This is a genomic window from Bradyrhizobium sp. LM2.9 (assembly GCF_054056555.1).
This window is the reverse complement of the sequence record NZ_JBSRYJ010000002.1, coordinates 1,172,963-1,197,619: the sequence shown is the minus strand read 5'-3', so window position 1 is coordinate 1,197,619 and position 24,657 is coordinate 1,172,963. Positions and strand designations below refer to the sequence as shown.

At 61.5% G+C, this 24,657-nt stretch carries 23 protein-coding genes and 2 pseudogenes; 14 read left to right on the top strand and 11 right to left on the bottom strand.

All coding sequences use genetic code 11. The features are described from left to right. Positions 1-16 precede the first annotated feature (16 nt). Positions 17-538, bottom strand: a complete 522-nt coding sequence (locus ACVWW3_RS07000; protein ID WP_456671916.1) for a hypothetical protein — start codon at positions 536-538, stop codon at positions 17-19. A gap of 196 nt (positions 539-734) precedes the next feature. On the opposite strand from ACVWW3_RS07000, the gene ACVWW3_RS06995 reads away from it, so the two are divergent. The 4 genes from ACVWW3_RS06995 (at position 735) to ACVWW3_RS06980 (ending at position 4,415) form a co-directional block, all read left to right on the top strand. Continuing rightward, positions 735-1,613, top strand: a complete 879-nt coding sequence (locus tag ACVWW3_RS06995) for a hypothetical protein (protein ID WP_456650503.1) — start codon at positions 735-737, stop codon at positions 1,611-1,613. Between the two features lie 212 nt (positions 1,614-1,825). Continuing rightward, positions 1,826-2,824: a hypothetical protein gene (locus tag ACVWW3_RS06990; RefSeq protein ID WP_456650504.1), complete on the top strand. Its 999-nt coding sequence runs from the start codon at positions 1,826-1,828 to the stop codon at positions 2,822-2,824. An 861-nt stretch (positions 2,825-3,685) separates the two neighbouring features. Continuing rightward, a complete protein-coding gene (locus ACVWW3_RS06985; RefSeq protein WP_456671915.1) occupies positions 3,686-3,964 on the top strand; it encodes a hypothetical protein in 279 nt (92 codons plus the stop codon). Between the two features lie 97 nt (positions 3,965-4,061). After that, a complete protein-coding gene (locus tag ACVWW3_RS06980; RefSeq protein WP_456650505.1) occupies positions 4,062-4,415 on the top strand; it encodes a hypothetical protein in 354 nt (117 codons plus the stop codon). 421 nt (positions 4,416-4,836) lie between these two features. Here ACVWW3_RS06980 and ACVWW3_RS06975 read toward each other — a convergent pair whose 3' ends face one another. From ACVWW3_RS06975 to ACVWW3_RS06935, 9 genes and pseudogenes are all read right to left on the bottom strand, one after another. Then, the gene (locus tag ACVWW3_RS06975) at positions 4,837-5,472 is read right to left on the bottom strand and encodes a response regulator transcription factor (RefSeq protein ID WP_456650506.1); all 636 of its coding nucleotides are present in this window, start codon (positions 5,470-5,472) and stop codon (positions 4,837-4,839) included. A gap of 154 nt (positions 5,473-5,626) precedes the next feature. Next, positions 5,627-6,244 (bottom strand): response regulator, encoded by a 618-nt coding sequence (locus tag ACVWW3_RS06970; protein WP_456650507.1) that lies wholly within the window; start codon positions 6,242-6,244, stop codon positions 5,627-5,629. Between the two features lie 111 nt (positions 6,245-6,355). Next, positions 6,356-7,087 (bottom strand): sensor histidine kinase, encoded by a 732-nt coding sequence (locus tag ACVWW3_RS06965; protein ID WP_456650508.1) that lies wholly within the window; start codon positions 7,085-7,087, stop codon positions 6,356-6,358. A 751-nt stretch (positions 7,088-7,838) separates the two neighbouring features. Continuing rightward, the gene (locus ACVWW3_RS06960; RefSeq protein ID WP_247340906.1) at positions 7,839-8,594 is read right to left on the bottom strand and encodes an outer membrane beta-barrel protein; all 756 of its coding nucleotides are present in this window, start codon (positions 8,592-8,594) and stop codon (positions 7,839-7,841) included. Positions 8,595-8,861: 267 nt separating this feature from the next. Then, on the bottom strand, positions 8,862-9,080 hold the full coding sequence (locus ACVWW3_RS06955) for a hypothetical protein (protein ID WP_456650509.1): 219 nt from the start codon (positions 9,078-9,080) through the stop codon (positions 8,862-8,864). Between the two features lie 116 nt (positions 9,081-9,196). Beyond that, a complete protein-coding gene (gene arcA / locus ACVWW3_RS06950) occupies positions 9,197-10,444 on the bottom strand; it encodes an arginine deiminase (RefSeq protein ID WP_247340908.1) in 1,248 nt (415 codons plus the stop codon). Positions 10,445-10,467: 23 nt separating this feature from the next. Beyond that, positions 10,468-11,902: pseudogene (locus tag ACVWW3_RS06945) on the bottom strand (basic amino acid/polyamine antiporter). 92 nt (positions 11,903-11,994) lie between these two features. Continuing rightward, positions 11,995-15,082: pseudogene (locus ACVWW3_RS06940) on the bottom strand (efflux RND transporter permease subunit). Continuing rightward, positions 15,079-16,188 carry an efflux RND transporter periplasmic adaptor subunit gene (locus ACVWW3_RS06935; RefSeq protein ID WP_247444835.1) on the bottom strand — a complete coding sequence of 370 codons (1,110 nt, stop codon included), beginning with the start codon at positions 16,186-16,188 and terminating at the stop codon, positions 15,079-15,081. The pseudogene ACVWW3_RS06940 and the gene ACVWW3_RS06935 overlap by 4 nt, the downstream one beginning before the upstream one ends. A 385-nt stretch (positions 16,189-16,573) precedes the next feature. Between ACVWW3_RS06935 and ACVWW3_RS06930 the strand changes: the two genes are divergently transcribed. The 7 genes from ACVWW3_RS06930 (at position 16,574) to ACVWW3_RS06900 (ending at position 21,393) form a co-directional block, all read left to right on the top strand. Beyond that, positions 16,574-17,095, top strand: coding sequence for a Na+/H+ antiporter subunit E (locus ACVWW3_RS06930; protein WP_249811637.1), 522 nt, complete (start codon positions 16,574-16,576; stop codon positions 17,093-17,095). Further along, positions 17,088-17,378: a monovalent cation/H+ antiporter complex subunit F gene (locus tag ACVWW3_RS06925; protein WP_247340912.1), complete on the top strand. Its 291-nt coding sequence runs from the start codon at positions 17,088-17,090 to the stop codon at positions 17,376-17,378. The genes ACVWW3_RS06930 and ACVWW3_RS06925 overlap by 8 nt, the downstream gene beginning before the upstream one ends. Beyond that, the gene (locus ACVWW3_RS06920; protein ID WP_247340913.1) at positions 17,375-17,665 is read left to right on the top strand and encodes a cation:proton antiporter; all 291 of its coding nucleotides are present in this window, start codon (positions 17,375-17,377) and stop codon (positions 17,663-17,665) included. The genes ACVWW3_RS06925 and ACVWW3_RS06920 overlap by 4 nt, the downstream gene beginning before the upstream one ends. Next, the gene (gene mbhE, locus ACVWW3_RS06915) at positions 17,662-18,600 is read left to right on the top strand and encodes a hydrogen gas-evolving membrane-bound hydrogenase subunit E (protein WP_247340914.1); all 939 of its coding nucleotides are present in this window, start codon (positions 17,662-17,664) and stop codon (positions 18,598-18,600) included. Before ACVWW3_RS06920 ends, mbhE begins: the two co-directional genes overlap by 4 nt. A gap of 2 nt (positions 18,601-18,602) precedes the next feature. Beyond that, complete coding sequence (locus ACVWW3_RS06910; RefSeq protein ID WP_247340915.1) at positions 18,603-18,944, top strand: NADH-quinone oxidoreductase subunit K; 342 nt, start codon at positions 18,603-18,605, stop codon at positions 18,942-18,944. Between the two features lie 2 nt (positions 18,945-18,946). Continuing rightward, entirely contained in the window at positions 18,947-20,716 is a 1,770-nt protein-coding gene (locus tag ACVWW3_RS06905; RefSeq protein WP_456650511.1) for a complex I subunit 5 family protein, read from the top strand. Between the two features lie 173 nt (positions 20,717-20,889). After that, entirely contained in the window at positions 20,890-21,393 is a 504-nt protein-coding gene (locus tag ACVWW3_RS06900) for a DUF1269 domain-containing protein (protein WP_456650512.1), read from the top strand. 159 nt (positions 21,394-21,552) lie between these two features. Here the strand turns inward: ACVWW3_RS06900 and ACVWW3_RS06895 are convergent, their stop codons facing one another. Further along, positions 21,553-22,326 (bottom strand): Bax inhibitor-1/YccA family protein, encoded by a 774-nt coding sequence (locus ACVWW3_RS06895; RefSeq protein WP_456671914.1) that lies wholly within the window; start codon positions 22,324-22,326, stop codon positions 21,553-21,555. Positions 22,327-22,549: 223 nt separating this feature from the next. On the opposite strand from ACVWW3_RS06895, the gene ACVWW3_RS06890 reads away from it, so the two are divergent. The 3 genes from ACVWW3_RS06890 (at position 22,550) to ACVWW3_RS06880 (ending at position 24,629) form a co-directional block, all read left to right on the top strand. Further along, positions 22,550-22,744: a DUF6894 family protein gene (locus ACVWW3_RS06890; RefSeq protein ID WP_354105875.1), complete on the top strand. Its 195-nt coding sequence runs from the start codon at positions 22,550-22,552 to the stop codon at positions 22,742-22,744. A gap of 194 nt (positions 22,745-22,938) precedes the next feature. Next, positions 22,939-24,378: a basic amino acid/polyamine antiporter gene (locus ACVWW3_RS06885; protein ID WP_456650513.1), complete on the top strand. Its 1,440-nt coding sequence runs from the start codon at positions 22,939-22,941 to the stop codon at positions 24,376-24,378. Positions 24,379-24,404: 26 nt separating this feature from the next. Beyond that, a complete protein-coding gene (locus ACVWW3_RS06880; RefSeq protein ID WP_456650514.1) occupies positions 24,405-24,629 on the top strand; it encodes a hypothetical protein in 225 nt (74 codons plus the stop codon). Positions 24,630-24,657 lie beyond the last annotated feature (28 nt).

The following is a 24,657-nucleotide window of genomic DNA, read 5'->3' as shown; positions in this document are numbered from 1 at the left end:
GCGCAGCATTTTCCATTCATGCTCCCCGACCCAGGGAATCCCGGGATCGCCCTTCTGATACTGGGACAGCAGTGTTCGGGCGACTTCTGCGGCATTGGCGTAGATCGGCCCGTTGGCCCAGCGAGGGCGAGGGCAGGCCAGTCATGCGGCAATAGAGCGCCGTGCAGACATAGGCAGACGCCTCTTCCGCATTGGCATCAAGGCCGGTACGCAACAGATCGTATGCCGCGTGCAGGCTCTCGTGGACGATATAGGCTGCGTCCAGCCGGCCCGTCGCCGACACGACCTCAAGCGTATTAGCCGCAACCGCTGTGCCGTCGGCTCGGGTTCGCGCGACATCGTTATATTGCGCAGCAACACCCGCTGCGAGATCGGTCGGAACCGCGACTGTGACCTGCCCCAACCGGATCGCCCGGGCAACGTGATGAAACGTTTGCGGCGCAATCGTCACGTGGCTGCCGCGGATCGGAAACCGGAAGCGCATGCGTGCGACCGCCGGGCCATTGAGCACGTCTAATACCCTGCTCCGCAGTGACATTGATCGTCCTCACTGTTCACACTACCCCACGGATGGTGGTCGCCGTTTCCGATCGGCAGGTTCAAACACTGCGCTGGCGCGACATGACTTCGCATGACCTGGGCCGGGCGCCAGCTTCATCGAATGCGCCGGCATTGAACCCGAACCCGTTCGGGCGAGACTAATCTGAGGCGAGGATTGCCGCGGAAGGCGCCCCATGACGACGACCGATCCGACGACGACCGACACTTACCGGAAGATCGCGGCACGGCTGACCATGTTTCGGCCGCAGATCGATTTGACAAAGTATTTTGCGGGGCCCAACCCGGATGTGCGGCTCTACGACGAAAAGCCCTACATCCGACACCAACTCGAGAAGTATGGTGTCGCGGCTGCGACGAACACACTCGATGGCGTCACCTTCCTGCCGAAGCACTGGCGAGATCTGACCAAGAAGCTGCGTATCGCCAAGACGCCGGAAGGATTCGACGCCTTCGCCGAAGGCCAAAGTGCCGAGAAGCCATCGCACTGGGCTCTTGACCTGTCGATGGCCGCCACAATCGGCAAGGGATTTCGGGAGATCTGGCGTCCAAAGCTCTCCGACAGGCCACTCTCAACGCGCGATCTTCCGGGGCGGCACGGTTTCGGGCTTGGACGCGATCGCGGACAGTGGGGCGACGCCTACAGCTCGCAATTCGGCAAGGACCCGCAGCCACAAGACATCACTTCGCTACATTTCGCGGTGGCACCCGATCGGGTAAACGTTCACATCGACGAAACGGGCTTCGCGTTCGAGGGTGTAGGTGGTGCACTGACGGTGGGCCCAAACTTTTTGCATCACGCCGGCAATGAACTGTTCTGGAAGAGCAACAAGCATATACCGCAATGGGCGGCAGAGCATATCGACCTGATTCTGCCGAACAGCGCGAACGACTTTTCGCGCCTGGGCATTTCGGTCGACATGTACCAGCGCAAAGATTTGCGTGTCACGGTCACCGGCTCCTGCGGAATTTTCGGCGGTTTCGAGTGCTCGGGAACCGTGAGCATCAGCGGAACGCATGATCTGCTCGGTTCGAGCTCAAAGGGCCGGCGCTAAAGCGGATATTGCTCATTCGACATTGCTCCTTGTCTACGCCTTCATGCTACGAATGAGGCTCCTCGATTTGCCACTGCCAGTTCGCGCATCGAATGAATGGAACCATCGAACCGACTCGAGGTAGTGGCGACCAATAGATATTGGTGGCGAGAACGCATAGTTCCGCAGGAATCAGCAGGGGAGGCTTTACATTGCCGAACCAGGAAAGGCCCTTGAAGCCTGTCGTCGAAAGCTATGTACCGCCAGCAGGAATCCGGCATGCCGTGACGGCGGGCGAGACTTGGATATCCCTCGCCAAGCGGATCGGCATCGATCCCTGGGACCTCATCGAGTTCAACTTTCCGGGCATCAAGCTCGTCAAACAGCGCGATTTCCAACAAGCCACACGACAGGTGAACTGGTACCTGGCCGAGTATGTAGGCTGCCGCACGATGTCGCGCGACCGCCAGAATTTTGCGTTCTCTTCCGGTACGACCGGCGGGAAAGGTGGGTGGCGAGGGGGATTCATCTATCTGCCGCCAGGTACGCCGCCTCCCCCGCCGATTGCGCCCACTCCACCGGTTGCGCCCACCCCAGCGGCTCCGACCCCGCCGGCATGTGAAGGAAGCCGACCGGACTTCGCGCGCGTGCTGGACGTCAGCGAGCGGAATTTCGCGCGCAACGTCTTTGGCCCGACGCTGCCGCCGTGGGAGACAATTGCGATTACCAATGGCCTGGGAGCAGGCGGAAGACCGTGGACGAACGATGGGCCGTTCTTTAGGGGAAGCAATCCCATGGTGCCAAGCATGCGGTATGCCATCAATCTTGGCAATGTCGCGTTCAGTAACATGGCATCGCCTAACCCCACCTTCGGCCTCTTGTGCGACGACTTCGGTCGCATCTGCGACCTCTTCGTGCACGAAATGACCCACGTGTGGCAGGCGTTCAACGATTCAAACTGGACGATGGCGCGCTCCTTCTGGGCGCAGACAGTCGGTGCCGGCTACGAGTACACGCCGGGCGATACCTGGGACTCATACAACGTCGAGCAACAGGCACACATCGTTGAAGATTGGCACAAGTACAAGATCAGTTATCCGATGCTTGCCGAGGAACGCTATCCGTACGTCCGACTCGTGATCCGCTCTGGACGCCTCACTTTTCCTCGCGGGCTGGATTTGGTGACGTTGAAAAAGGATCTTCAAGATCTGCGCGCAAGGCACCTGGACTAGAAATCTCGGTCACTTCTTGCACCACAAACGAAACATGCCCGGGAGTGGACACCATAGCCGATGTGGTATTTTGCTTTCCATTGGCATGGAAAGCTTGTCCTTGGACAAGCAACTCGTCACCAACTTCAACGCATGGTGAGAGCACTCGTTCTCGGCATCCCTTCAGCAGGTTGAGGCTGCGGTCAGCGCCGGCAGTTCGTTGAATGCCGAACGCCTGTTTAAGAGCCTGCGCTATCTGCGACAATGTCGGCTTGCCTGCGCTGCGGTTGAGAGCCAGAACCGGGCTTGCCGCATCCCCAAAAACTGCGCTGGCACCGCGTGAGGTTCCGCCTACGAAATTGAACCGTCATCAATCGAGCGGGGACTAACCTTTCAGCGCGGCTGGGTCTGACCGCAAGTGAGAAAAGGCCGCGAATCCGCCAGCAGCCGAATACCTCATATGGAACGTCTCCATGTCCGACACCCATACACGCGACCCCTCGTGGAAAACCGATTTGATCTGGCACTATTTCCACGCCGTCAGTACGGCGGCCAAGGTGCCCACCTATCGCAAGTTCTACAGCAACCAAGACCCGAGCGACGAATTGGACAACCGCCATCGCGTCTATGAAATGCTGGTGGATGAGCCGCTGCACACCCATCCCACGCTGTCGACGACCTCGACGGACGAGTCGATGGAAAACTACAAGAAGAGCAAGCTGCCATGGAACCAGAACAATGGCGGCTTCCTCAAAGCGGTGAACAATGAATATTGGTGCGGTTCGATCCTCAAGATCGTGTTCGTCCGCTACATGGGCTGGAAAATTGGCCGAACCGACGGCGCGCGACCAAGTGAGCGTGGGAAGGGATCCCAGCAAAGCGGTGGATTGGACAATCAAGAATCTCGAAAACAAGATGCCGGTACGGGCGTCCCTCGGCGGCGCCCATTATGTCGGCATCGTCGGCCACCGCACTACGGGGGCCGACAACAAGGTCACCGAGTTTCTGTGCCTCGATCCATGGGCCTATGGCATCGACGGCGGCAATCAGGCCATGAAATATGCCGGTACGTCGACCGCCTTTCTCGGGATCAGCAAACGCGACGGCGCGACATGGACCTATAGCAACAAGGCCGTCGCCTTCGTCGAACGGCCATCGTAGGAAATTATGGCAGCGAGTTGCCATCATGCTCGCTCGGTGCCGAGCTGTTTTAGTCGTCTACGAAATAGGATGTTTCTGAAACCCCACCAAGTGCCGATTGATCTCAGTACTAAAAGCTGGGACAACTGGTAAGTCTGTCGAGAAACACAATTGGTCCTATCCTGAAGAGGCGCTCGAGGGTCGCTTCAAAAGGACCATTTCAAAAATCAACTGTGATCAGTTCACGGCGCATGAAATCGAATACATCGCGCTGATCCAGCGGTATCGTATCGCCAAAGATCTTGTCCGCGAAGCCCGCGAAAACCCGGCAAGCGCGCGCCGCAAAATGCATCTGGTCGTGCGTCTCCCGGATGATCTCGTGGTCCGAGTTCTACATGATCGCCATGCGCTCAGTCTGCGCATCGAGCAGACCGGCGCTCGCCCCTCTGGAGAGCCTTCGTTCCTGCTCTAACCGATCGGAATAGCTGGCGAGAGCGCTCATTTCTCCGGAGGACGCAGCGGGCCGTCCGCCCACTTGCGCGCTGCAGGATCACGCAGCGGGTCGTCGTCGCATTTGGCGCAGACGTAGCGCAGCCGTCCCTCCGCTGCTTCGTCCGGCAAACCCTTCATTGGCCTGCCACAGCCAGGGCAAGACTTTCGGACCGCATAGCGCCGTGCCATCATTGTTTTATTTTCCCCGCAAGGGCACTCTAGTCCCGCAATGATGGCGAACTCAACCGGATCGCGGAAACTTGTCCAGCTGGGGGACCTTAAATGCGTCTGCGCCGGCCGCCCGGTCCGGATCCTCGGAATTCGCTGCCAGCATGCGCGTGTGCTTCGACGAGACGACGAAAACTAGCCTCGGAGCGCAGGGTCGGTCGCTGTCGTCGCACTCATGGCGCGACCAGTTTCTTCCGGATCGCATAGCGAACAAGCTCCGCCGTCGATGACATCCCGAGCTTGCGCATCGCCGCGGCACGATGGGTCTCGATGGTTTTCACACTCAATTTCAAGATGGCGCTGATCGATTTGTTCGTATGCCCCTCCGCAATGAGCTGGACCACGCTCTGTTCCCGCGAGGTGAGCAGTACGCCCGACTTGTTCTGCTTGTTGAGCTGGAAGTCCCGCAGAAGCTTTTCCAGCAACACGCCAGTGAAGTACGGCCTGCGATCAAGCAGGGCGTCTATCGCGGATATCAGGTGCTCTCGGGCATCAGACTTGAACAGGAAGCCGCGAACGCCGGCCAGAATGGCCTCCGTCAACAGTTCCTCGCTGTCATGCATCGTCAGGATCAACACCTCGGTTCGCGTGTGCATAGCGCTGAGGCGGCGACTCACTTCGAGTCCATTCATGAACGGCATCGAGTAATCGGCGATCAGGACGTCCGCACGCGTTTCGATCGCCAAAGCCAGGGCCTGCTCGCCGTCGCAAGCCTCGCCGCCGACGACCCAATCGGAGCGCATTTGGACGATCGCGCGCAGCCCCGACCGTACAACCTCATGATCATCGGCAATGACGATGCGCTTCACGACGGCGCTCCCGTATGTCGACCCAGAACCTATCGGGCAATCAACGGAGATGACTGGCAGCCAAGTCGGCTGACTGTATCGACCCTCTTCCGGAAAGTTATCCCACAAAACCCTGAGATCGGGTCGCGGATGTCCCGATCGCCGGAATGCTCCATCACTCGTCGACCAGTTTGGCTCTAACCGCGTATCGGACCAGACCGGCTGTCGAGTTCACATCGAGCTTCCGCATCGCGGCGGCCCGGTGAGCTTCCGTGGTCTTCACACTGAGGTTCAAGATGGCACTGATGCCCTTGTTGCTATATCCGTCGGCAACGAGCTTGACGACCAGTTGCTCGCGGGGCGTCAGCCTCGCCTCATCGAGCGGTGCGCGATCCATATGGTCAACCCCGCTTCCAACGCCGAACGACTTGTGAACCAGGAGTGAATCGACAGCCGCAAGCAGCAGCTTGTTCGCCTCCGACTTCGACAAGAAGGCCCGCGCGCCGGCCTGATAGGCCTGCTGCGCCAGCAAGCTAGAGCTGTGAACGGTAAAGATCAGGACCTCGGTGGGGAGCGAGCACTCCCTGATCCGCCGGGTCACCTCAACTCCGGTCATGCGCGGCATGGAGAAATCCAGAATGGCGACATGCGGCCTGCTCTCGATCGCGGCGGCAACTGCCTTTCTGCCGTCGCTCACCTCCGCCACGACCTCCCAATCGGCACGTTGCCCAAGCACCGCTCGGATACCTGAACGGACAGCCTCATGATCATCGGCGATCAGGATACGTTTCATGCAAGGTGCTCCTGCTTCGATCGCCGCCGCTTCGAGTACCGCAAGCCGATGGCCATATCGGAGCGCGACGGTCGCCCGACGGATCTCGTCCTTGGAGATGCGCGTCGGCTCTCATGACTGCAACAACAAGCGCCGCTTGTGCCGCTTCGCCTCGTTGCGAACCGGGATAACCGCGTACAACGTGGTCCCGGAGCTTTCCGGATCGGATCGAATCTCGAGGCTGCCGCCAAGGCGCGCGAGCCTCTCTCTCATGGCGGGAATGCCGACACCCATCGACGTCGTTCCGCCGCCTCGTTCAGCGCGGTGAGCCGCGAAGCCGCGTCCATTGTCGCTGATGGTCAGTCGAAACTGCCCGCGGGTGGCCTGGACGAGGATTTTGACCTCCGTCGCGCTCGCGTGCCGGAATATGTTCGCGAGTCCTTCCTGAACGATCCGCAGCAACGCCCTTTGGCTGTCGTATGACAGCCCGTCCACTCCAGCGTCGACGACGCTCCGGGCGCGCAAGGCGGTGCGCGCAGCAAAGCCGCGGACGTAGCACTCGATCGTCGCTTTCAGTCCCTCTTCCATCACGTCCTGTGGATGCAACAAATACGTAAGCGAGCGGATATCCCTCAGAGCCCGGTCGATCGATGCATCAACGTCGTCGCAAAGCCTATCGATGCCGTTTGCTCTGCCGACGCAGGCGCGGATTCGCATCAACCCAAGACTTGCCGCGACCAAATATTGACAGGTCGAATCATGAAGTTCCGAGGCAATCCGCTGCTGAATACCCTCCTGTATGGAAGCCAAATCGCGACCGGTTGGGTCATCCGGCTGTTCTTCAGAAGACTCAAGAACGCTCATCCGGTGTCGACCGAGGCGCTTCGCGGTTCCATGTGGCTTCAACAGGCTCGCAGGAAGGCTGCACGGCTTCATTGGACGCATCCAGCTTTTAAGTCCGTCCTGGACATCGACTGTCGCCAATCGACGACCTAGATAATTACCCGTTCAACATGTCCCATGAGGGCCGCAATTCGACGCGCACCCCTAAGGGAATGACGTGCACTATCATACCTCCTGGTTTTCCATACAACCAAGGGGTTAATTCATAATACTTCAAAACCTGCGCATGACTGACATGAGTTTTCGTCCGGTATATGCAGTTTGTGCCAATCGCTGGAACCAACGCGATAAAATGAGACAATGACTGCTAAAATTCCTCGTCGCGCATCCGGACACGACCGAACGTCACCTTACGGTCCAGACCATCAGGGACGAGCTTTATGGAAATGCAGGGTGGCGTCGTTTCTGGCACATCGCTAGATGCCCGAACTATCGCACGACGACGTCCTATCGACCGCTATCTTTGGCTGAGCCCGACTTCTTCTTCGTCCGAGAGACCGGAGGAGTTTGCGGGGCCGGTACTATCACCAGTGGATGAGCGGGAACTCGCAGGCGATTCTGCCCGATGTCATCCCGGAGCGCGTCGGTATCCATGCGCTGGCTCCGCTCGACGGAGTCACGGGGGTCCGCCAACGCGGCGGTTGCCGCCGTCATTCCGAAAACCGTCCACAGCAGGACGAAGAGTCGTCTCGTTGACATTTCGTATTCTTTCTCAGAAGGCGAAGTCGAGCCGCGGACCGATCCGAAGATCCCTGTAGTGCCGGATCGGAACGTTGGACGTCCGGGCCTCGTACAGCACCGTGGTCGTGAGCGACAGATTGCTCGCGAAATTATACTTCAGACCGATATCCGCCGAATAGAGCTGGTCCTGCCGTCCTGAATTCAATCCATCGGTAAACCAATAGGCTTCGAACAGAGGCGTGCTCACGACCGACCATTTGGGGTCGAGCTGCACTTCGATTCCGAGAACGGCATCGAAGCGCCAGCGGCGCGCTTCCGCGAGATCGGAAAACCGGTAGGTCAGCAGCAACAATGGGGACAGGGTGACGTTGTTGATGCGAAAGTCGCGGGCCACCGATCCCATCACGTCGTTCGAGGTAAACGCGAGGCCGCGGTAGACGCCGTCGAAGTCGTAACGATTTTCGTAGATCGCCGAGAACCGCCAGCCATTCCAGTTCTCGGTCAATCGTCCTCCCAAGCGGGCGATTGCGGCATTCCCGTCCTTCTCCGTTGCGAATGCCTCATACTGCGCGCGGGCATAGAGGCGATAGGACAGTTCGTTCGTCAGGTATCCGTCCAGTCTGGCGCTGATATCGGGCTCGTAATAACCATCCGACTTGCGGGCGTCGCGCGTGAACAGAGCGTTGTCGGTAAACATCGACGACACGGAACCGACCACACTCCACGAAGGCAGCGGCAGTGCCGGCGGATCCGCCCTGAACTCTTTCAGGTCAACGTCCGCGGCCATTGCAGCAGTGGCACCCAAGGCTCCAACCAGCTGCAGAAGAACTCCAGATACACGCATCTGAACCTCGAGACTGTCGGCCCCGCCTTCCCCAACGACGCGACCATAGGCCCCGCAGTAGTTGTGTCAAGCGACGCCGACAACGCACGACTCTTTCGCGGAATGTTGTTACTGCGTGACCACACAATCTCGGATCACACAAGCTCGGAGACCGCCGAAAGAAACGTGCACATCACTTCCTAAACCGCGCCACCGTAGACCGGCGCCGATTCATTCTGGGAGAGGTCCATCTCCGCGCGTCAATGAAGCAAGCCATCCGACTGCCAGACAGATCTCGAGGATGACGATGCCGATGATCAGTGAGCGGCGCCCGGCCTTGAACAGCGCCTGCGCGAGGTCGAGCGTGTGAAACAGCTTCAAGGAAATCGAGAGCCTCATGACGATCCTGCCCATTGCGGGCTCGGGGCCCGTCGATACAAGCTCCTGCATGTGCCGCGTCCGCTGAACGGCCGCGAGGCCGGCCGAGCTTCCCGAACTCACGACCTCCGATGCCTTGGGCTTCGCCCAGGCTTCATCCTGGGTTCACCCGCCGGGGTGCTTCTGCCCTAGTAGTCCACGGCGTCACGGATGATCGGGCACGTCATGCAGTGGCCGCCACCGCGACCACGGCCCAGTTCCGCCCCGACGATGGTGATGACCTCGATACCTTCTTTGCGCAGCAGTGTGTTGGTATAGGTGTTTCGATCGTACGCGTACACCACGCCTGGCGACGCACAGACGAGGTTGGCGCCGCTGTCCCATTGCGTGCGCTCGCGCTGATAATCGCTTCCTCCCGCCTCGACCACACGAAGCTTCTTAAGACCCAGCGCTTCCTCGACGACACTGACGAATGGCTTGTTCTCGGGGTGCAACTCGACGCCACTCGGTTGGTCGCTCGGGCGATAGGAGTAGGCGCGGGTCTGATTGATGAAGTCGGGCGCGGTCAGTACGCAGTCGCGGTCGGCGAAGGTGAACACAGTGTCGAGATGCATGGCTGCGCGGATCTTGGGCATCGCCGCGACGATCACGCGTTCGGCCGCCTTCTTCGCAAACAGCGTCGCCGCGAGTTGGCTGATCGCCTGACGGGATGTACGTTCGCTCATCCCGATCAGCACGACTCCTTTGCCGATCGGCATCACGTCGCCGCCCTCCAGAGTAGCCAGCCCATGGTCGTGCGTGGGGTCGCCCCACCAGACATTGACCTTGCCGGCGAAATCAGGATGGAACTTGTAGATCGCGGTTGTGAGGATCGTTTCCTCGTGTCTGGCCGGCCAATAAAGCGAGTTGAGCGTCACGCCTCCATAGATCCAGCAGGTGGTGTCGCGCGTGTACAGCGTGTTCGGCAGCGGCGGCAGCAGGTACTCGGTGGCACCCGCCGCCTCCTTGACCATCTTGATCGCCTGGCCGCCATGCTCTTCAGGAAAGTCATGAGTCGACAGGCCACCGATCAAGGTTTCCGCAAGCGCGCGATTGTCGAGGCCGGAAAGGTAGCTCCTCAATTCGTCGATGAAGCCGAGCCCGACCTGATTGGGCACGACCTGATTGTCGAGTATCCACTTTTTACCCTCCGGTACCGCCACCGTTTCGGCCAGTAGGTTGTGCATTTCCACCACATCGACGCCCCGGTCGCGCATCTTGGTGACGAAGTCAAAATGGTCACGCTTGGCGTTCTCCACCCAGAGAACATCATCGAACAGCAACTGATCGCAGTTCGACGGCGTGAGCCGCTGATGCGCCCGACCTGGCGAGCACACCATCACCTTCCGGAGCTGACCGACCTCCGAATGAACGCCGAAGGCTGAGGAATTCGCCATTGGTGGCTCCTTTCGTACTGGGGCTAGATGCTGATATAGCCGGTAGCGAGGCCATGGATACCGACGACACATCCGATCACCGCCACCGCGAACAAGACCCATTCGGCCGGCGTGAAGAGCTGTTTGCCCTGCTCTTTCCGCGTGATGTAGTACAGGATCGTGCCGGGGGCGTAGATGATGAAGCCGAGCAGCAGGAACTTCGTCCCGCCGGCGAACAACAGGAATATCGTGTAGATCGTCGCCAGAACCGCAATGATGGTGTCCTTGCGGAGGTCGCGCGGGTCCTTTTCGTAAGTCTCTCTGCGAAAAACCAGCATCAACGCAAAGGCCGCTGACAGAAAGTACGGAATCAACGAGAGGTGGCTGCAGAGCGACAGCGCGAAGGTGAAGGCGTCGTCTGAGAACAGCGTGGCGACGAGCACCACTTGAATCAGCAGCGTGGTCATCAGCAGCGCCGATGACGGCACTTGATTGGCGTTCTCTCGTGCCAGGAACGCCGGCATGTCCAGTTTTTTGGCGGCCACCGAAAGCACCTCGGCAGCCATCATCGTCCACGCCAGATAAGCGCCGAGAACCGAGACGATCACGCCGGCCCCGATCAACACCGCTCCCCAATGGCCGACCGCGGCCTCGAGCACGCCACCGACAGAGGGCTGGCGAAGCTGCGCGATCTCCGCGCGTGGCAGGACGCCGTAGGCCAATATCGACACCGACGCGAACAGCGCCAGCACGCCGAGAAATCCCGTGACGGTAGCGACACCCACGTCCTCGCGCTTCTCCGCGAAGCGCGAATAGTTGCTCGCACCCTCGATGCCCAGGAACACGAAGACGGTCACCAGCATCGTCGCCTTGACCTGCTCGAACAGGTTACCATAGTCGCCCGCCGCGCCGCCCCAGAGGTTGTCCACGAACACGGACGGCTTGAGGAAGAAGATCGACAACACCACGAACAACAGCAGCGGAATGATCTTGGCGACCGTGACGATAGCGTTGATTCCGGCTGCTTCCTTCACGCCGCGCAGCACCAGAAAATGGAATGCCCATATCCCGACCGAGGAGATCAGGACTGCGGTCAAGGTATTGCCCTGGCCCAAAGCGGGAAAGAATGCGCCGAGCGTCGACTTGATCAGGATCCAGTAAGACACGTTGCCGACGCAGGCGCTGGCCCAGTAGCCGAACGCCGAATAAGAAGCCGACATACGGCCCGAATCCCGCCCGCGCATAGGCGTAGACACCGGCATCGAGATCCGGCTTGCGGTTGGCCAACGTCTGAAACACGAAGCAGAGCATCAGCATGCCGGCACCGGCAATGGCCCAGGCGATGAGGGCCCCGTAGATGCCCGTCGCCTGCGCGAAGTTGCGCGGTATCGAGAATACGCCGGCACCGACCATGCCGCCGACCACCATGGCAGTCAGGGTCCGCAGCGGCAATCTTTGGACGTCCTTATTGGTGGTCATTGGAAGCGTCCCGATTATCTGTCGTCACAGATGCACCCATCGCGGAGCGGAAAAACATAGGGTTGACTACCTAGCCGATGACGAGGATTCCCCTATCCGGCTTTGCTTTGCCCCTCTGACGGCTTGCGCAGAGCGGCGCCGCCGGCCCGCTCGGTCGCGCCGAACCACGCGACGTAAATCGTCGGCAAGAAGACGAGCGTAAGGACCGTCGCCACCAGCAAGCCGCCCCATGATCGCGAATGCCATCGGTCCCCAAAACACCGTCGGCGCGATCGGGATCATCCCGAGGACGGTGGATACGGCCGTCAACATGATCGGCCGGAACCGGGAGCTGCTGGCGTCGACTGCGGCGTCCCAGGGCGTCTTGCCAAGGGCGCGTTCCGCGTCGATCTGACCGATCAGGATGACCGCGTTCTTGCTGATCATGCCGAGGAGCGCGAGGACCCCCAGAATGGCGACGAAGCCAAGCGGCCTTCCGGACAACATCAACGCTGCGACGACCCCGATCAGCCCCAGGGGAGCCACGCTCAAGACCATGAACAGTCGAGGGAAGCTTTGGAGCTGCACCATGAGGACTGTGAACATGACCAATAGCATCACCGGCACGACCGCCAGCACGGATGCCTGCGACTTCTGACTTTCCTCCACTGTCCCACCCACCACCACGCTGTACGATCGCGGGAGCGTCTTCCGGAACTTCTCGATCGCCGGCAATAGCGAGGCGACCACGCTTTCCGGCAAGCTGTCACCGGCGATGGCGGCTTGGACCGTCAAGGTCGGAACCCGATCTCGCCTCCAGATGAGCGGAAACTCCTGGTCATACTCGAAGGACGCAAATTGGCTGAGAGGAACCGTTTGTCCGCCCGGCAGTCCCACTTGCAGATTGCGCAGACTGTCCAACGAGACCCTCTGCTCGTCGGTAGCCCGCGCCACCACGTTGACCAGGTAGATATCGTCACGGACCTGGGTGATGGGCGTGCCCGTGATGACGGCGTTCAGGACGGTCGCGGTTGCCTGCGAGCTCAGGCCGAGTTGTCGCGCCTCGTTTTGGTCGACACGGATGCGCACCTGTCGGTCGGGCTCCATCCAATCGAAATTCACCTGCTTGGTGTCCGCACTGGACGCGACGATTTTCCCGACCTGCAGCGCGATCTCGCGCACCCGCTCGACGTCAGGCCCGCTGACCCGATACTGGATCGGCCAACCGACCGGCGGCCCGAGCTCGAGCGGAGATACGAACGCGATGGCCTTGGGAAATTCTTCGGCGAGCAGCTTTTCAAGCTTGGAATGCAGGCGTTCGCGTGCGGCGACATCCTTCGCGATCACGACGGTCTGCGTGAAGAAGTCGTTCGGGAGCTGGACGTTGAGGGGCAGATAGAAGCGGATCGCACCCCGTCCGACGTAGGTGCTCCACCGCGCCACATCGGGGTCGCTCGCGAGCGCCGTATCGAGGCGCTTCGCCGCAGCTTCGCTCGCGTAGATCGAAGCGTTCTGAGGCAGGCTGACATCGACCAGTAGCTCCGGCCGATCCGACGAGGGAAAGAACTGCCGCGGGATCATCGGCATCGCCAGAACCGAGGCGACGAAGAGCGCCACCGAGATCGTAATGGTCAGCCATTTCGCGCGCATCGCCGATGTTAGGAAACTGCGGTAGATCCGGAAAATCCTGCCCGGGTCGGCTGAGTTGCCTTGCTTGGGCGGGACGAGGATCGCAGCGCCAAGCAGCGGCGTGAAAATGACCGCGACGAACCACGACACCAGCAGCGCGATCGTCACCACCGCGAACAGCGAGAACGTGTATTCGCCGGCCGAGCTTGCCGCAAAGCCGACCGGGATGAATCCCGCGATCGTCACCAGCGTGCCCGCGAGCATCGCCATCGCATGGGTCCGGTAGGCGAAGGTTGCCGCCTCGACCTTGCCGGCGCCCTCCGCCAGTTTGGTGAGGGTCGCGTCGGTCGTCGTCATCGCATCGTCGACCAGCAACGCGAGCGCGATAATCAGCGCGCCGAGCGATATCCGCTGCATGTCGATGCTCAGCAGACCCATGATCGGCAAGACGATCGCCAGCGTGAACGGTATGGCAAGCGCTATGATCAGGCCGGGTCGCACGCCGAGGCTGATGAAACTCACCACCATGATGATGGCGATCGCCTGAAGCAGCGAGACCATGAACTCCCGAATGGCGTGGTTGACCACGACGGGCTGATCCGCGACCACGCTTGGCTCGATCCCGATCGGGAGGTCCGCGGTAATTTGCGCCATCGCCTTCGTGATGTTCGCACCCAGCGCAAGAATATCACCGCCGTCCCGCATGGCGATTGCGAGTCCTATCGCCGGCTTCCCATTGACCCGAAACATCGGGTGGGGCGGGTCCGTGTAACCGCGACGCACCCGCGCGATGTCGCTCAGGCGAAGCATACGTCCGCTCGCGGAAAAATTGATGTCGGCGATGTCCCGTTCCGACTGAAACCCGCCAGATACCCGTATCGAGATGCTGTCGGCGCTCGTCTGTATCGTTCCGGCCGGACGTACGATGTTTTGCGACTGGAGGGCCGCAATAAGGGCGGACCGGTCGACTCCGAGTGCCGCAAGCTCCTTCGTGGAGAACTCGACGAAGATCACCTCGTCCTGTTCGCCCAGGAGCTCGATCTTCGACACGTCGGGCACGAGAAGCAGCCTTGAGCGGATATCTTCGACCCGGTCGCGCAGCTCACGCTGGCTGAAGCCGTCGCTGGTAAAGCCGTAGATAATTCCGAAAGTATCGCCAAATTCGTCGTTGAACCCAGGCCCGATCACTCCGGCGGGTAGCGTATGGCGCATGTCGCCGATCGACTTGCGCACGTGGTACCAGGTGTCTGTGACCTCTCGTGCGCTGGCACTGCCTTTCAGATTCACGAAGACGGTCGAGACGCCTGCCCTGGTAAAACTTCGCAGGAAGTCGAGATGCGGCGTCTCCTGCAGGCGGCGTTCGAGGCGCTCCGTCACCTGCTTCATCGTTTCCTCGACGGACGCGCCCGGCCAAGCGGCCTGAACGACCATGGTCTTGATGATAAAGGCCGGATCTTCGTTGCGACCCAGGCGGAAATAGAACAGCCCACCCGCAACCACCGCGATGATCATCATATAGACAACCAGTGAACCGCTTTTCAGCGCCCAATCGGACAGATTGACCCCGCTCATTGCTCTGATCCGAGAACCCGGACCTTCTGGCCCGGATGAAGCGCCTGCACCCCAGCGGTAACAACGATCTCGCCGGTGTCCAATCCTTGCGAAATCACCGCCTGGGCCTCGTCGAACCGCAGAACGTCCACATTGCGCACCGACACCGTACTGGCGGTTGGATCGACGATCCACACGGCGGGTCGCTGGTTCATCCTCGTCAGGGCTGAGGCCGGAATATCGATCATCGGCCCCGCGCTCGTGCTCACCCGCCCGACGACCGTCGCACCAAGGCGCATCGCCGGCGGTGGGTCGGTCAGGCCGACCCTGACCTCGAAGGTCCTAGTCACGGCGTTGGCCTGCGCGCCAACCTCGCGGATGCGCCCCTTGGCCTTGATGGTCGGATCATCCGCCAGGCTGACCTCGACCTCCGGATCGGCCGAAGCCGATCTGACCAGTTGAGAGGGAACGTCGAAGACGGCATCGCGACCGTCTTGCCGCGCGATCCTCGCGATCATCTGTCCGGCCTGCACCACTTCGCCGGCTCCCTGACCGGTGGCGGTGATCACGCCTGGGGCATCGGCTTTCAGTTCGGTGAAGCCGACGAGGTCATGCGCGGCACTCAGCGCGGCTTCGGCGGCGTCGACTTGCGACCGCGCCGTTTGCTGGGCCTGCGTCGCGGCATCGTAGTTGACCCGTGTGGTCCAACCCTGCGCCAGGAGCGTCTCCTGACGGTCGAAATGATTGCGCGCCTGTGTCAGCTGCCCTTGTGCCGCGGCAAGCGACGCCTGTGCCTGGCGCAGCGCGTTCAACTCGTTCTGGGACTCCAATCGCGCCAGCACCTGACCGGCTTTGACCCGATCGCCGATCCTGGTGTCGTTGTTCAACAGCCGACCCGAGATCCGGAATGCCAGATTGACTTCATCTTCGGCTTCGATCCGTCCGGAGAACGTCAGGGGCGTCGTGAGCTTGCGCTTTTCCACGGTCGTCGTGCGCACTATACGAGGCGCTGGCGTGTCATTCGCTGCCGTTTCCCTCCCGCAGGCTGCCAGCACCGGCGAGAGCGCCGTCAAAATGGCCATAGCTCTGATGCGTCTGAACGAGGAATGGCTGCCGCGCTTGAACATGAGCTCTTCCGTTCCCGGTGTGAAACGTCGCCTGGCAAATCGGCTTTCCGCAGGCCTCGGTCTTCCGACGATCCCCGCCGCCATTTTTGCCGGAAGCGCCGGTCCCGGACATCGGTAAATCTACCCGATGCGTCCGGATGTAATCGCGGTTTGCCCGGGTTCGCGGCTTGGGAGATTCCCGAGACCCGATTAGGCAATCACCCGATATCGCCGCCTACGCCCAGGACACATGATGGAATCGTCCGGCGAAGCACCGGCACGCTGGCGCCGGACGAACGACCTATGATGTATCGCTACGCGCGGTCGCGCCCCAACGCGAATGCTGATCCCTTCAGGTACCCTGTAGCCCGACGATGCGATGTGATGCCGATGGAGGATTTCCAGCATGAGCGGATCCTCAGGACAACGAAACGTGCCGGCGGGCACCATCACCCGAGGGTGGTGGTCGAGCGTTGCTTCGCGTGCGGTCGGGTTCGGCTGCCTCTGGCTCGTGCTCGCTGGCGCTCAGGTCGGAGACGTTCCTGCCGCAGCGGTCGCAATCGCCGCAGCAACCTGGACAAGCTTGTACTTGCTGGAGCCGGGCAGTTCGCGGCGGTCGCTCCCAGCCATTGCCCGTCTGGCGTCGCTTTTCCTGTATCACTCCGTCGTCGCCGGAATAGACGTGGCAGGCCGCGCGCTGAACCCCCGATTGCCTCTGCGTCCCGGGTTCGTAGCCTATCCGACGCGGCTGCCGCGAGGCGTGCGGCAAAACGTTTTCACGACACTGACCAGCCTGCTGCCCGGAACAGTGCCTGCCGGCGAGGAGAACGGACAGATCATCTATCACTGCCTCGATGTCACGCAGCCGGTCCTTGCCGATCTCGCCGCCGAGGAAGCGGCACTCATTCGGGCCCTCTACAATGACTGAATTCCTGACCGCCGCCGTCGGCTTGATCCTGACGCTGCTGGCCCTCGGCCTTGTGTCGATATTGCGCGGTCCGGGCGATGCCGATCGGATGATGGCTGCGCAGCTGATCGGCACCGCGGGCATTGCCGTGCTGCTGCTCCTCGGCACCGTGACAGGCGTCCGGGCGGCCGTTGACGTGGCGTTGATCCTCGCGCTGCTCGCCACTTTCGCGTCCATCGCGTTCGTCAAAAAAGGGCTGTCCCGCCTGGAAAGCGACGGCGTCGGTTCGGCGGAGGGCAAATGAACCTCGCGCGGGACATCATGACGATTGCGTGCGTGTCGACGGGCGCGTTCTTCTTCCTGGCAGGTACAGTGGGCCTCCTTCGCTTCCCCGACACCTTGACCCGCCTCCACGCGCTGACCAAGGCAGACAACCTCGGCCTCGGATTCGTCGTGCTTGGGTTGCTCCCGCAAGCTGAAGGCCTTCGCGACGGGCTGAAGTTGATCAGCATCTGGATGTTCGCACTGCTGGCGGGCGCCACCGTCTCGCAATTGATCGCGCGCGCGGTGCGCCGAAGCGGGGCCAGATGAGCATCGCAACGGTTTTCGAGATCGCACTCGCCGCCGTGGTACTGGGCCTCGCCATCTGGACCATCGCCGTCCCCGAGACGTATTCGGCGACCGTCGGTTTCGTCGCCTACGGTCTCCTGGTTGCGCTGATCTGGGTCCGTCTCGACGCGGTCGATGTCGCACTGACGGAAGCCGCCATCGGCGGCGGCTTGGGCGGCGTCGTGCTGTTGGGTGCGGCTGCCCGGTTGCGCGATGCCGAGGCGACGGCAGCCGAACGACCCGACCGTTCTACACGTCTGATCGCCGCCATCCTGTCCGCATCGATCGCGGCAGCCCTGGCGTTCGCGATCCTGATCCTGCCCGATTATGCTCCGACGCTGGCACCGGCGGTCGTCGCGAATGCCGGGGCGACCGGAATGGCCAATCCGGTCACCAATGTCCTCATGGCATTTCGAGGGCTGGACACCATGCTCGAGAAGGTCGTGCTCCTGTTGGCCGTCGTGGGCGTCTGGTCGCTCGCGTCGGACCGGGCCTGGGGCGGCCGTCCGGGACCGCGTCACGAAGCCGACCCAAATGGCGTTCTCGCCTTCCTCGCCCGCCTGTTGCCGCCGGCGGGGATCGTCGTCGGCATTTACATGCTGTGGACAGGCGCCGATCACCCCGGCGGAGCATTTCAGGGCGGTGCGGTTCTCGCGTCCATGTGGCTGCTGGTCATCATGGCTGGATTGGCGGACACACCACCGGTGAGCAGCCGATGGCTACGGTTTATCCTGGTCGCCGGGCCCTGCCTGTTTCTTGTCGTTGGCCTCGGCGGGCTTTGTTTCGGAGCGGCCTTCCTCGCCTATCCGGTTGCGTTCGCCAAACCGCTAATTCTCGGCATCGAGGTCGCGATGATCCTCACGATCGCAGCGACCCTCGCCCTCCTCCTCGCCGGCGCGCCGGAAAGGAATACATAGCGATGAGCAGCGTATCGGTGTTCGGATTGTGCGCGGCCGCTGCGGTCGGGCTTGGGCTTTACGGCCTGATCACGAACCCGCAATCGCTCCGCAAGATCCTCGCGTTCAACTTGCTCGGCAGCGGCGTGTTCCTTCTGTTCGGGATCGTCGGACGGAGGGGGGCTGCGGCGGGTGTTGGCAACGATCCGGTGCCGCAGGCCCTGGTAATCACCGGGGTCGTGGTCGCGTTTTCCGCGACGGCAATGGCGATCGCCCTTTTGCTGCGGTTGTTCCACACCAGCGGCTCCACGACGCTCGGCAGTCGCGCGCCGACGAGCTCGCGTTCCGACGCGCCCGGCGGCTGATGATGGCCACTCCCTCCGCGCTGGCGACGACGGCGGCAGATCTCCTGCTGGTGCTGTTGATCGTCGTGCCAGTCGCAGGCGTGCTGCTGGCGTTCGCGCTCGGCGACCGCTATGTCCGGCGGGTCGCCTTCACAGTCATACCGGTCGGCTTAGCAATTTCCGGGGGCGTTCTCCTGGCGTTGCCGCAGAACGACGGTCACATGGTCTATCTGCTCGGTGCCTGGCCGCCACCTCTTGGGGTTGCCCTGCGCGCGGACGGATTGTCGGCGGTGATGCTCGCCGCCACGGCCATCGTAGTCTGTGCGGTCGCCATTTTTGCCGCAGCCGATTTTCGTCTTGCAGCAGGATACGGCCGGGCACCGTTCGCATTCTGGATTCTTCTGCTAGCGGTTTGGGCGGCGCTGAACACCATCTTCGTCGGAGGCGACCTCTTCACCCTTTACGTTGCCTTGGAATTACTGACGTTCGCCGCGGTGCCGCTGGTCTCTCTGGAGGGCCAGGCGGAGACGCTTCAGGCAGCGTTGCGCTACCTTCTCTTCGCGTTGGTCGGGTCCGTCCTCTACCTGATGGGCACGGCGCTGCTCTACGGCCTCTACGGCACGCTCGATATCGTGCTGCTGTCTCATCGCGTCTCCACGGAGCCCGGCGCGCTGATTGCGGCAGCGTTGATGACGACCGGCCTCCTCGCCAAGACAGCGCTGTTTCCGCTACACCTCTGGCTGCCGCCCGCTCACGCCGGCGCCCCGGCCGCAGCGAGCGCGATCCTGTCCGGCCTGGTCGTGAAGGGATCGTTCTTCATCCTCCTGCGGGTGTGGTTCAACGTGCTGCCCGGCGTGCCCGGCTTTGCCGCTGCACAATTTCTCGCAGCGTTGGGAGCCGGCGCGATCGTGGTCGGAAGCATCGTCGCCCTGCGGCAGGAGCGCCTCAAGCTGCTCGTCGCATATTCGACAATGGCCCAGATCGGGTACCTTTTCCTGCTGTTTCCACTCGCTCTCGATGCCTCAGGACGGCTCGAAACGGGACAGGCCCTGGCGGGCGGATTGATGCAGGCGATCTCCCACGCCGCCGCGAAAGCGGCAATGTTCCTGGCAGTCGGGTCGATCTACGCAGGACTGGGCCATGATCGCATCACCGGGATCCGCGGCGCCGCACGCGCCCTGCCCTTGAGCGTCATGACCTTCGGGTTAGCCGGCTTCGCACTGATGGGAATTCAACCGAGCGGCGCGTCCCTCGCGAAGGAGTTGTTGCTCCAGGAGACGGCGAGGACGGGACAGTGGTGGTGGGCTGGCGTGCTCCAGGTCGGCGGGATGTTCACGGCCGCCTATGTCGTTCTGGTACTTGCCCATGCGCTTTCGCCTTCGGATCAGCCGGTCGCCCTCGTCGCGAAGCCGCCACGCGGCAGCGGTTTGGCGGCGCTTGCCTTGGCACTCTGCTCGCTATTGCTTGGCCTGCTGCCATGGGAGCCGTATTTGCCGATTACGTATACCGTGGAATCGAAACTGTTCGGAGACGAAGCGCTCGTCAAATTTCTCGCAACCGTGTTCGGAGGTGCAGCGCTTGCGATCCTGCTCAGCCCCTGGCCGCATCCCCTGGCGTTTTCGGCAGCCGGGAAAACGATCATGCAGCTGATCGCCCCCTTGCGGCGCACCTGTATCGGACTCGGCAGCCTCGTCGAAACGGGCGACGGCATTCTTCGTCAATGGTCGACGGCCAGCATATCCCTCCTCCTGGTCGCGTTGCTGCTCGCCGCGCTGATGTTCGCCGCCAATTGAATTTCTAAGACCGGCGAAGGATTCTCGTTCCGGCAGGTCCGGAACATCCTCCCTGCTCCCGAGGGTTTTCTCGGATGCCGGGCTGGCCTCTCACCTTCTAGTCTCGATGTGGCACCGTGCAGCCGGAATCAGTCCCTTCTGGACGAGCTACCTCAATGTAAGCGGAGGCCTCCATGTCTGATCTTGTCGCGATCGTGTACCCGAACGAGGCGAAGGCCGAGGACGTCCGCCAGCGGCTGCTCAAGTTGCAAAAAGAGTATCTGATCTCCATCAGCGATGCCGTCATCGCAGTGAAGACAGAAACAGGCAGCGTGAAGCTGAACCAGCTCGTCAACACCACGGCGACGGGCGCGATCTCCGGCAGCTTCTGGGGCCTCCTGATCGGCGTCCTCTTCCTCAATCCGATCATCGGTGTGGCGCTCGGCGCCGCGTCCGGAGCGCTGGGAGGCGCATTGACCGATTTCGGCATCAACGACGCGTTCGTGAAGGAGCTTTCGGCATCGCTCCACCCCGGCAACGCGGCCCTCTTCGTCCTGATCAAGAACATGACCGCCGACAAGGTCCTCAACGAGATCAAGGACGCCGGCGGCGTCGTGCTGAAGACCTCTCTGGACGAGACCAAGGAAAAGATCCTGCGCGACGCGCTCGCCAGCGCGGCGGAGCGACCGGCTTCCTGAAACCGCCGGTCTCTGCTTTCCAGCGTCGACCTGAGGTGAGGCGCGCCAGTCATTTCTCGTGGTTGAGAGGGAGGCCCTGGGTAGTCGCACAGGCGGCGCGCGCGGCTACGTTCGGTGCCGTGGATAAGCTCGTCGTCGACATGGATGCAGTCGTTTCGGTTATTGATCGACGAGCAGGATAGCAAAGCCGGTCCGCGACAACGACCGCTCGAGCTTAGCCTTCAGCGCCGACCGCCCCAAGAGGCGCAGGAGCATCATGAACAGATTGATGAAGTTCAGATAGAGCGACAGCGCCCCGATCACGGACTTGCGACCTGCCGTGGTCTCGTCGTCCCTGTTGTCATACATCGCCTTGATCCGCTGGGTGTCGTAGGCAGTGAGCCCCGCGAAGACACCGACGCCGACGATCGAAATCAACCAATCGAGTCCCGTCGACCTCAGGAAGAGGTTGATCAGGCTTGCGACGATGACGCCGATCAGGCCCATGAACAGGAAGCTCCCAATCCCGGACAGATCTCGCCTTGTGGAGTAACCGAAGATGCTGAGCGCTCCGAACATTGCGGCCGCGATGAAGAAGACGCGCGTGATCGAGGCACTGGTGTAGATGTGCAGCAGGATCGAGAGCGAGACACCGACCAACGCGGCATAGACGAAGAACAACAGCCGCGCCGTTGCCGCCGACAGCGTATTGATGCGCGCTCCGATAAAAAACACCAGCCCGAGCGGAGCTAGAATGAAAACCCACATCAGCGGGCTCTCCAGCAATGCGGGACCGGTAACCTCATAAGTCAGCCACGCAACAACGGCGGTCAGGCCAACGCCCGCGGCCATATAGTTGTAGATGCGCAGCATGTAGGCGCGTAATCCAACGTCGATCGCAGGCGACGTGCCAGCCGTGGTCGAGAAAGTCGCGTTCGGATCATAGTCGGACATCGCTTGGCCTCCTCGCGTCTGGGCAGGAAGTATGCACAATACCGGCCGGCCTGCGATTGGAACATCAGCTGATCACCCGATCGCAGGCAGATACAATACCTATCTCCGGACGCGCTGGTGGCCCGCGAACCATAGCGTGCGCGCGAGTTCCTCATCCCTTTTGCCTAGATTCCTTACACGCTTGTCACTGGTAGCTCGCGGCACAGCGGCCTACTCAATCCGCATGCGCTACTTTTTTCATATCGTCGACAAGTACGGGCTCTGCCTGGACGGGACCGGATATGAGCACGTGGATCAGGAAGCCGCGGTCGTACACGCCAGACGTATCGCAGCAGAAATCGCAAAAGCAGGCGAATTCTGCCGCGCCAGCTTCGTGCTGATCGTCGCCGCGGCGCCTGGACCGGCCAGTCGGCATTAGAGCACAGCTCCTCCCCGCCCGGCGTCCCGCTGCCGCGGGGTCGCCGTCGGGCCGATTTCCGACATTGCCCTCTACATGGAATCCCTGATGTTCCGACCGGGAGGTCGCTTCTAAGATCTCGACCAAGAGTGGCCGGTCCCGTTTCATTTCGAGGTCGCGCCCACTTCATCTCCGGCCGGAAAGCCATTCTCCTCATGGCTCCTTCGTCGAACGAGGTCGACCAAAAGCTTTCGCGTAGCGCGCTCATCGCGCTCGTGATCGGGTCGATGATCGGCTCCGGCATCTTCGCGCTGCCCGCATCGTTTGGACACGCCACGGGCGTCCTCGGGACGTTGATCGCCTGGATCATCGCGGGTACCGGCATGCTGATGCTCGCCTTCGTTTTTCAGGCGCTCTCGCGTCGTCGGCCGGACCTGGACGCCGGCATCTACGCCTATGCCAAGGCTGGCTTCGGTGAATATATCGGCTTCGCTTCGGCGGCCGGCTATTGGATCGGATGCTGCCTCGCAGACGTCGCCTGCCTCATCCTGATCAAGGCGACAATCGGCCAATTCCTTCCGATCTTCGGCGACGGCACGACGCCGGCAGCGATCGGGGCGGCATCCCTCCTCCTGTGGAGCGTCCATTTCCTCGTACTGCGAGGCATCAAGAACGCCGCCACGCTCAACACGATTGCGACCTACGCCAAGATCATCCCGATCCTGCTTTTCATCGGCGTGGCGTTCATCGTCCTCGATCCGGACCTGATCTCGCAGAATTTCTGGGGGACCGAGCAGCCGGGCGCGGTAGCGGTGTTCTCGCAGGTTCGAAGCACGATGCTACTCACGGTGTTCGTCTTTGTCGGAATCGAGGGCGCCAGCGTGTACTCGCGCTACGCCCGTGATCGCTCCGACATCGGATTTGCGACCGTCGCCGGATTCCTGTCCGTTCTCTGCCTTCTCGTCCTCGTGACGATACTATCCTATGGAGTCCTTCCGCGACAGGAGCTCGCGGGCCTGCCGACACCGTCGATGGCCGGCGTGATGGAAGCGATGGTCGGGCGATGGGGCGGCATTTTCATCAGCCTGGCGCTGCTGGTCTCGATTCTGGGCAATTACCTGTCGTGGTCGCTGCTCGCGGCCGAGGTGCTGCATTCCGCGGCCATCAACCGCACCATGCCCTCCTTTCTCGCGGTCGTGAACAAACACGAAGTCCCTGTCGGAGCACTCTGGCTCACCAACTGCGTCATCCAGGCCTTCGTTCTGGTCACCTGGTTCGCGGAGTACGCGTTCACCCTCGCCCTGAAGATGACCAGCGCGATGACGCTGATCCCCTATTTCCTGGTCGCGGCGTACGGCCTCAAACTGTCATATATCGGCAATTCCTACCGTGCCGGCGAACGCGCCCGCACCGTCGACGGGATCCGCTCGGCCATCGCAACGCTCTACGCCATCGGCATGATCTACGCCGGTGGCCCGACGTTTCTCCTGCTGTCGTCGATACTCTACGCGCCGGGAACGGTTCTGTTCGTTCTGGCCAAGCGCGAGCGCAAGGAATCCGTCTTCAAGCCGTTCGAGGCGATCATCTTTGCCGCGATCACGCTCGCTGCTTGTGCCGGAGTTTATGCGCTGGCCGTGGGTGCAATCTCGATCTGAGGTGTTGGGACCAAATGGAGGCGAACATGAACGTCCGGCAGGTTTACGGCGCACTGATCCTAATCGGGTCGATCGCGGCCGCGCAGCCGAGTTTCTCCCAAGCGCAATCGACCGCGTCGACGCCGAAACCCGCAGCGACAGCGCCCGCAGCCGCCACACCAAATACGAATACGAACCCGACCAAGCATCGCCATTGGCGCCATCGCGGCGGCTCGCATCCTCACTATGGCAGCCGCCGTGTTCGTACCTGATGGGCGGATGCGACGGTCCCAGCTGCAA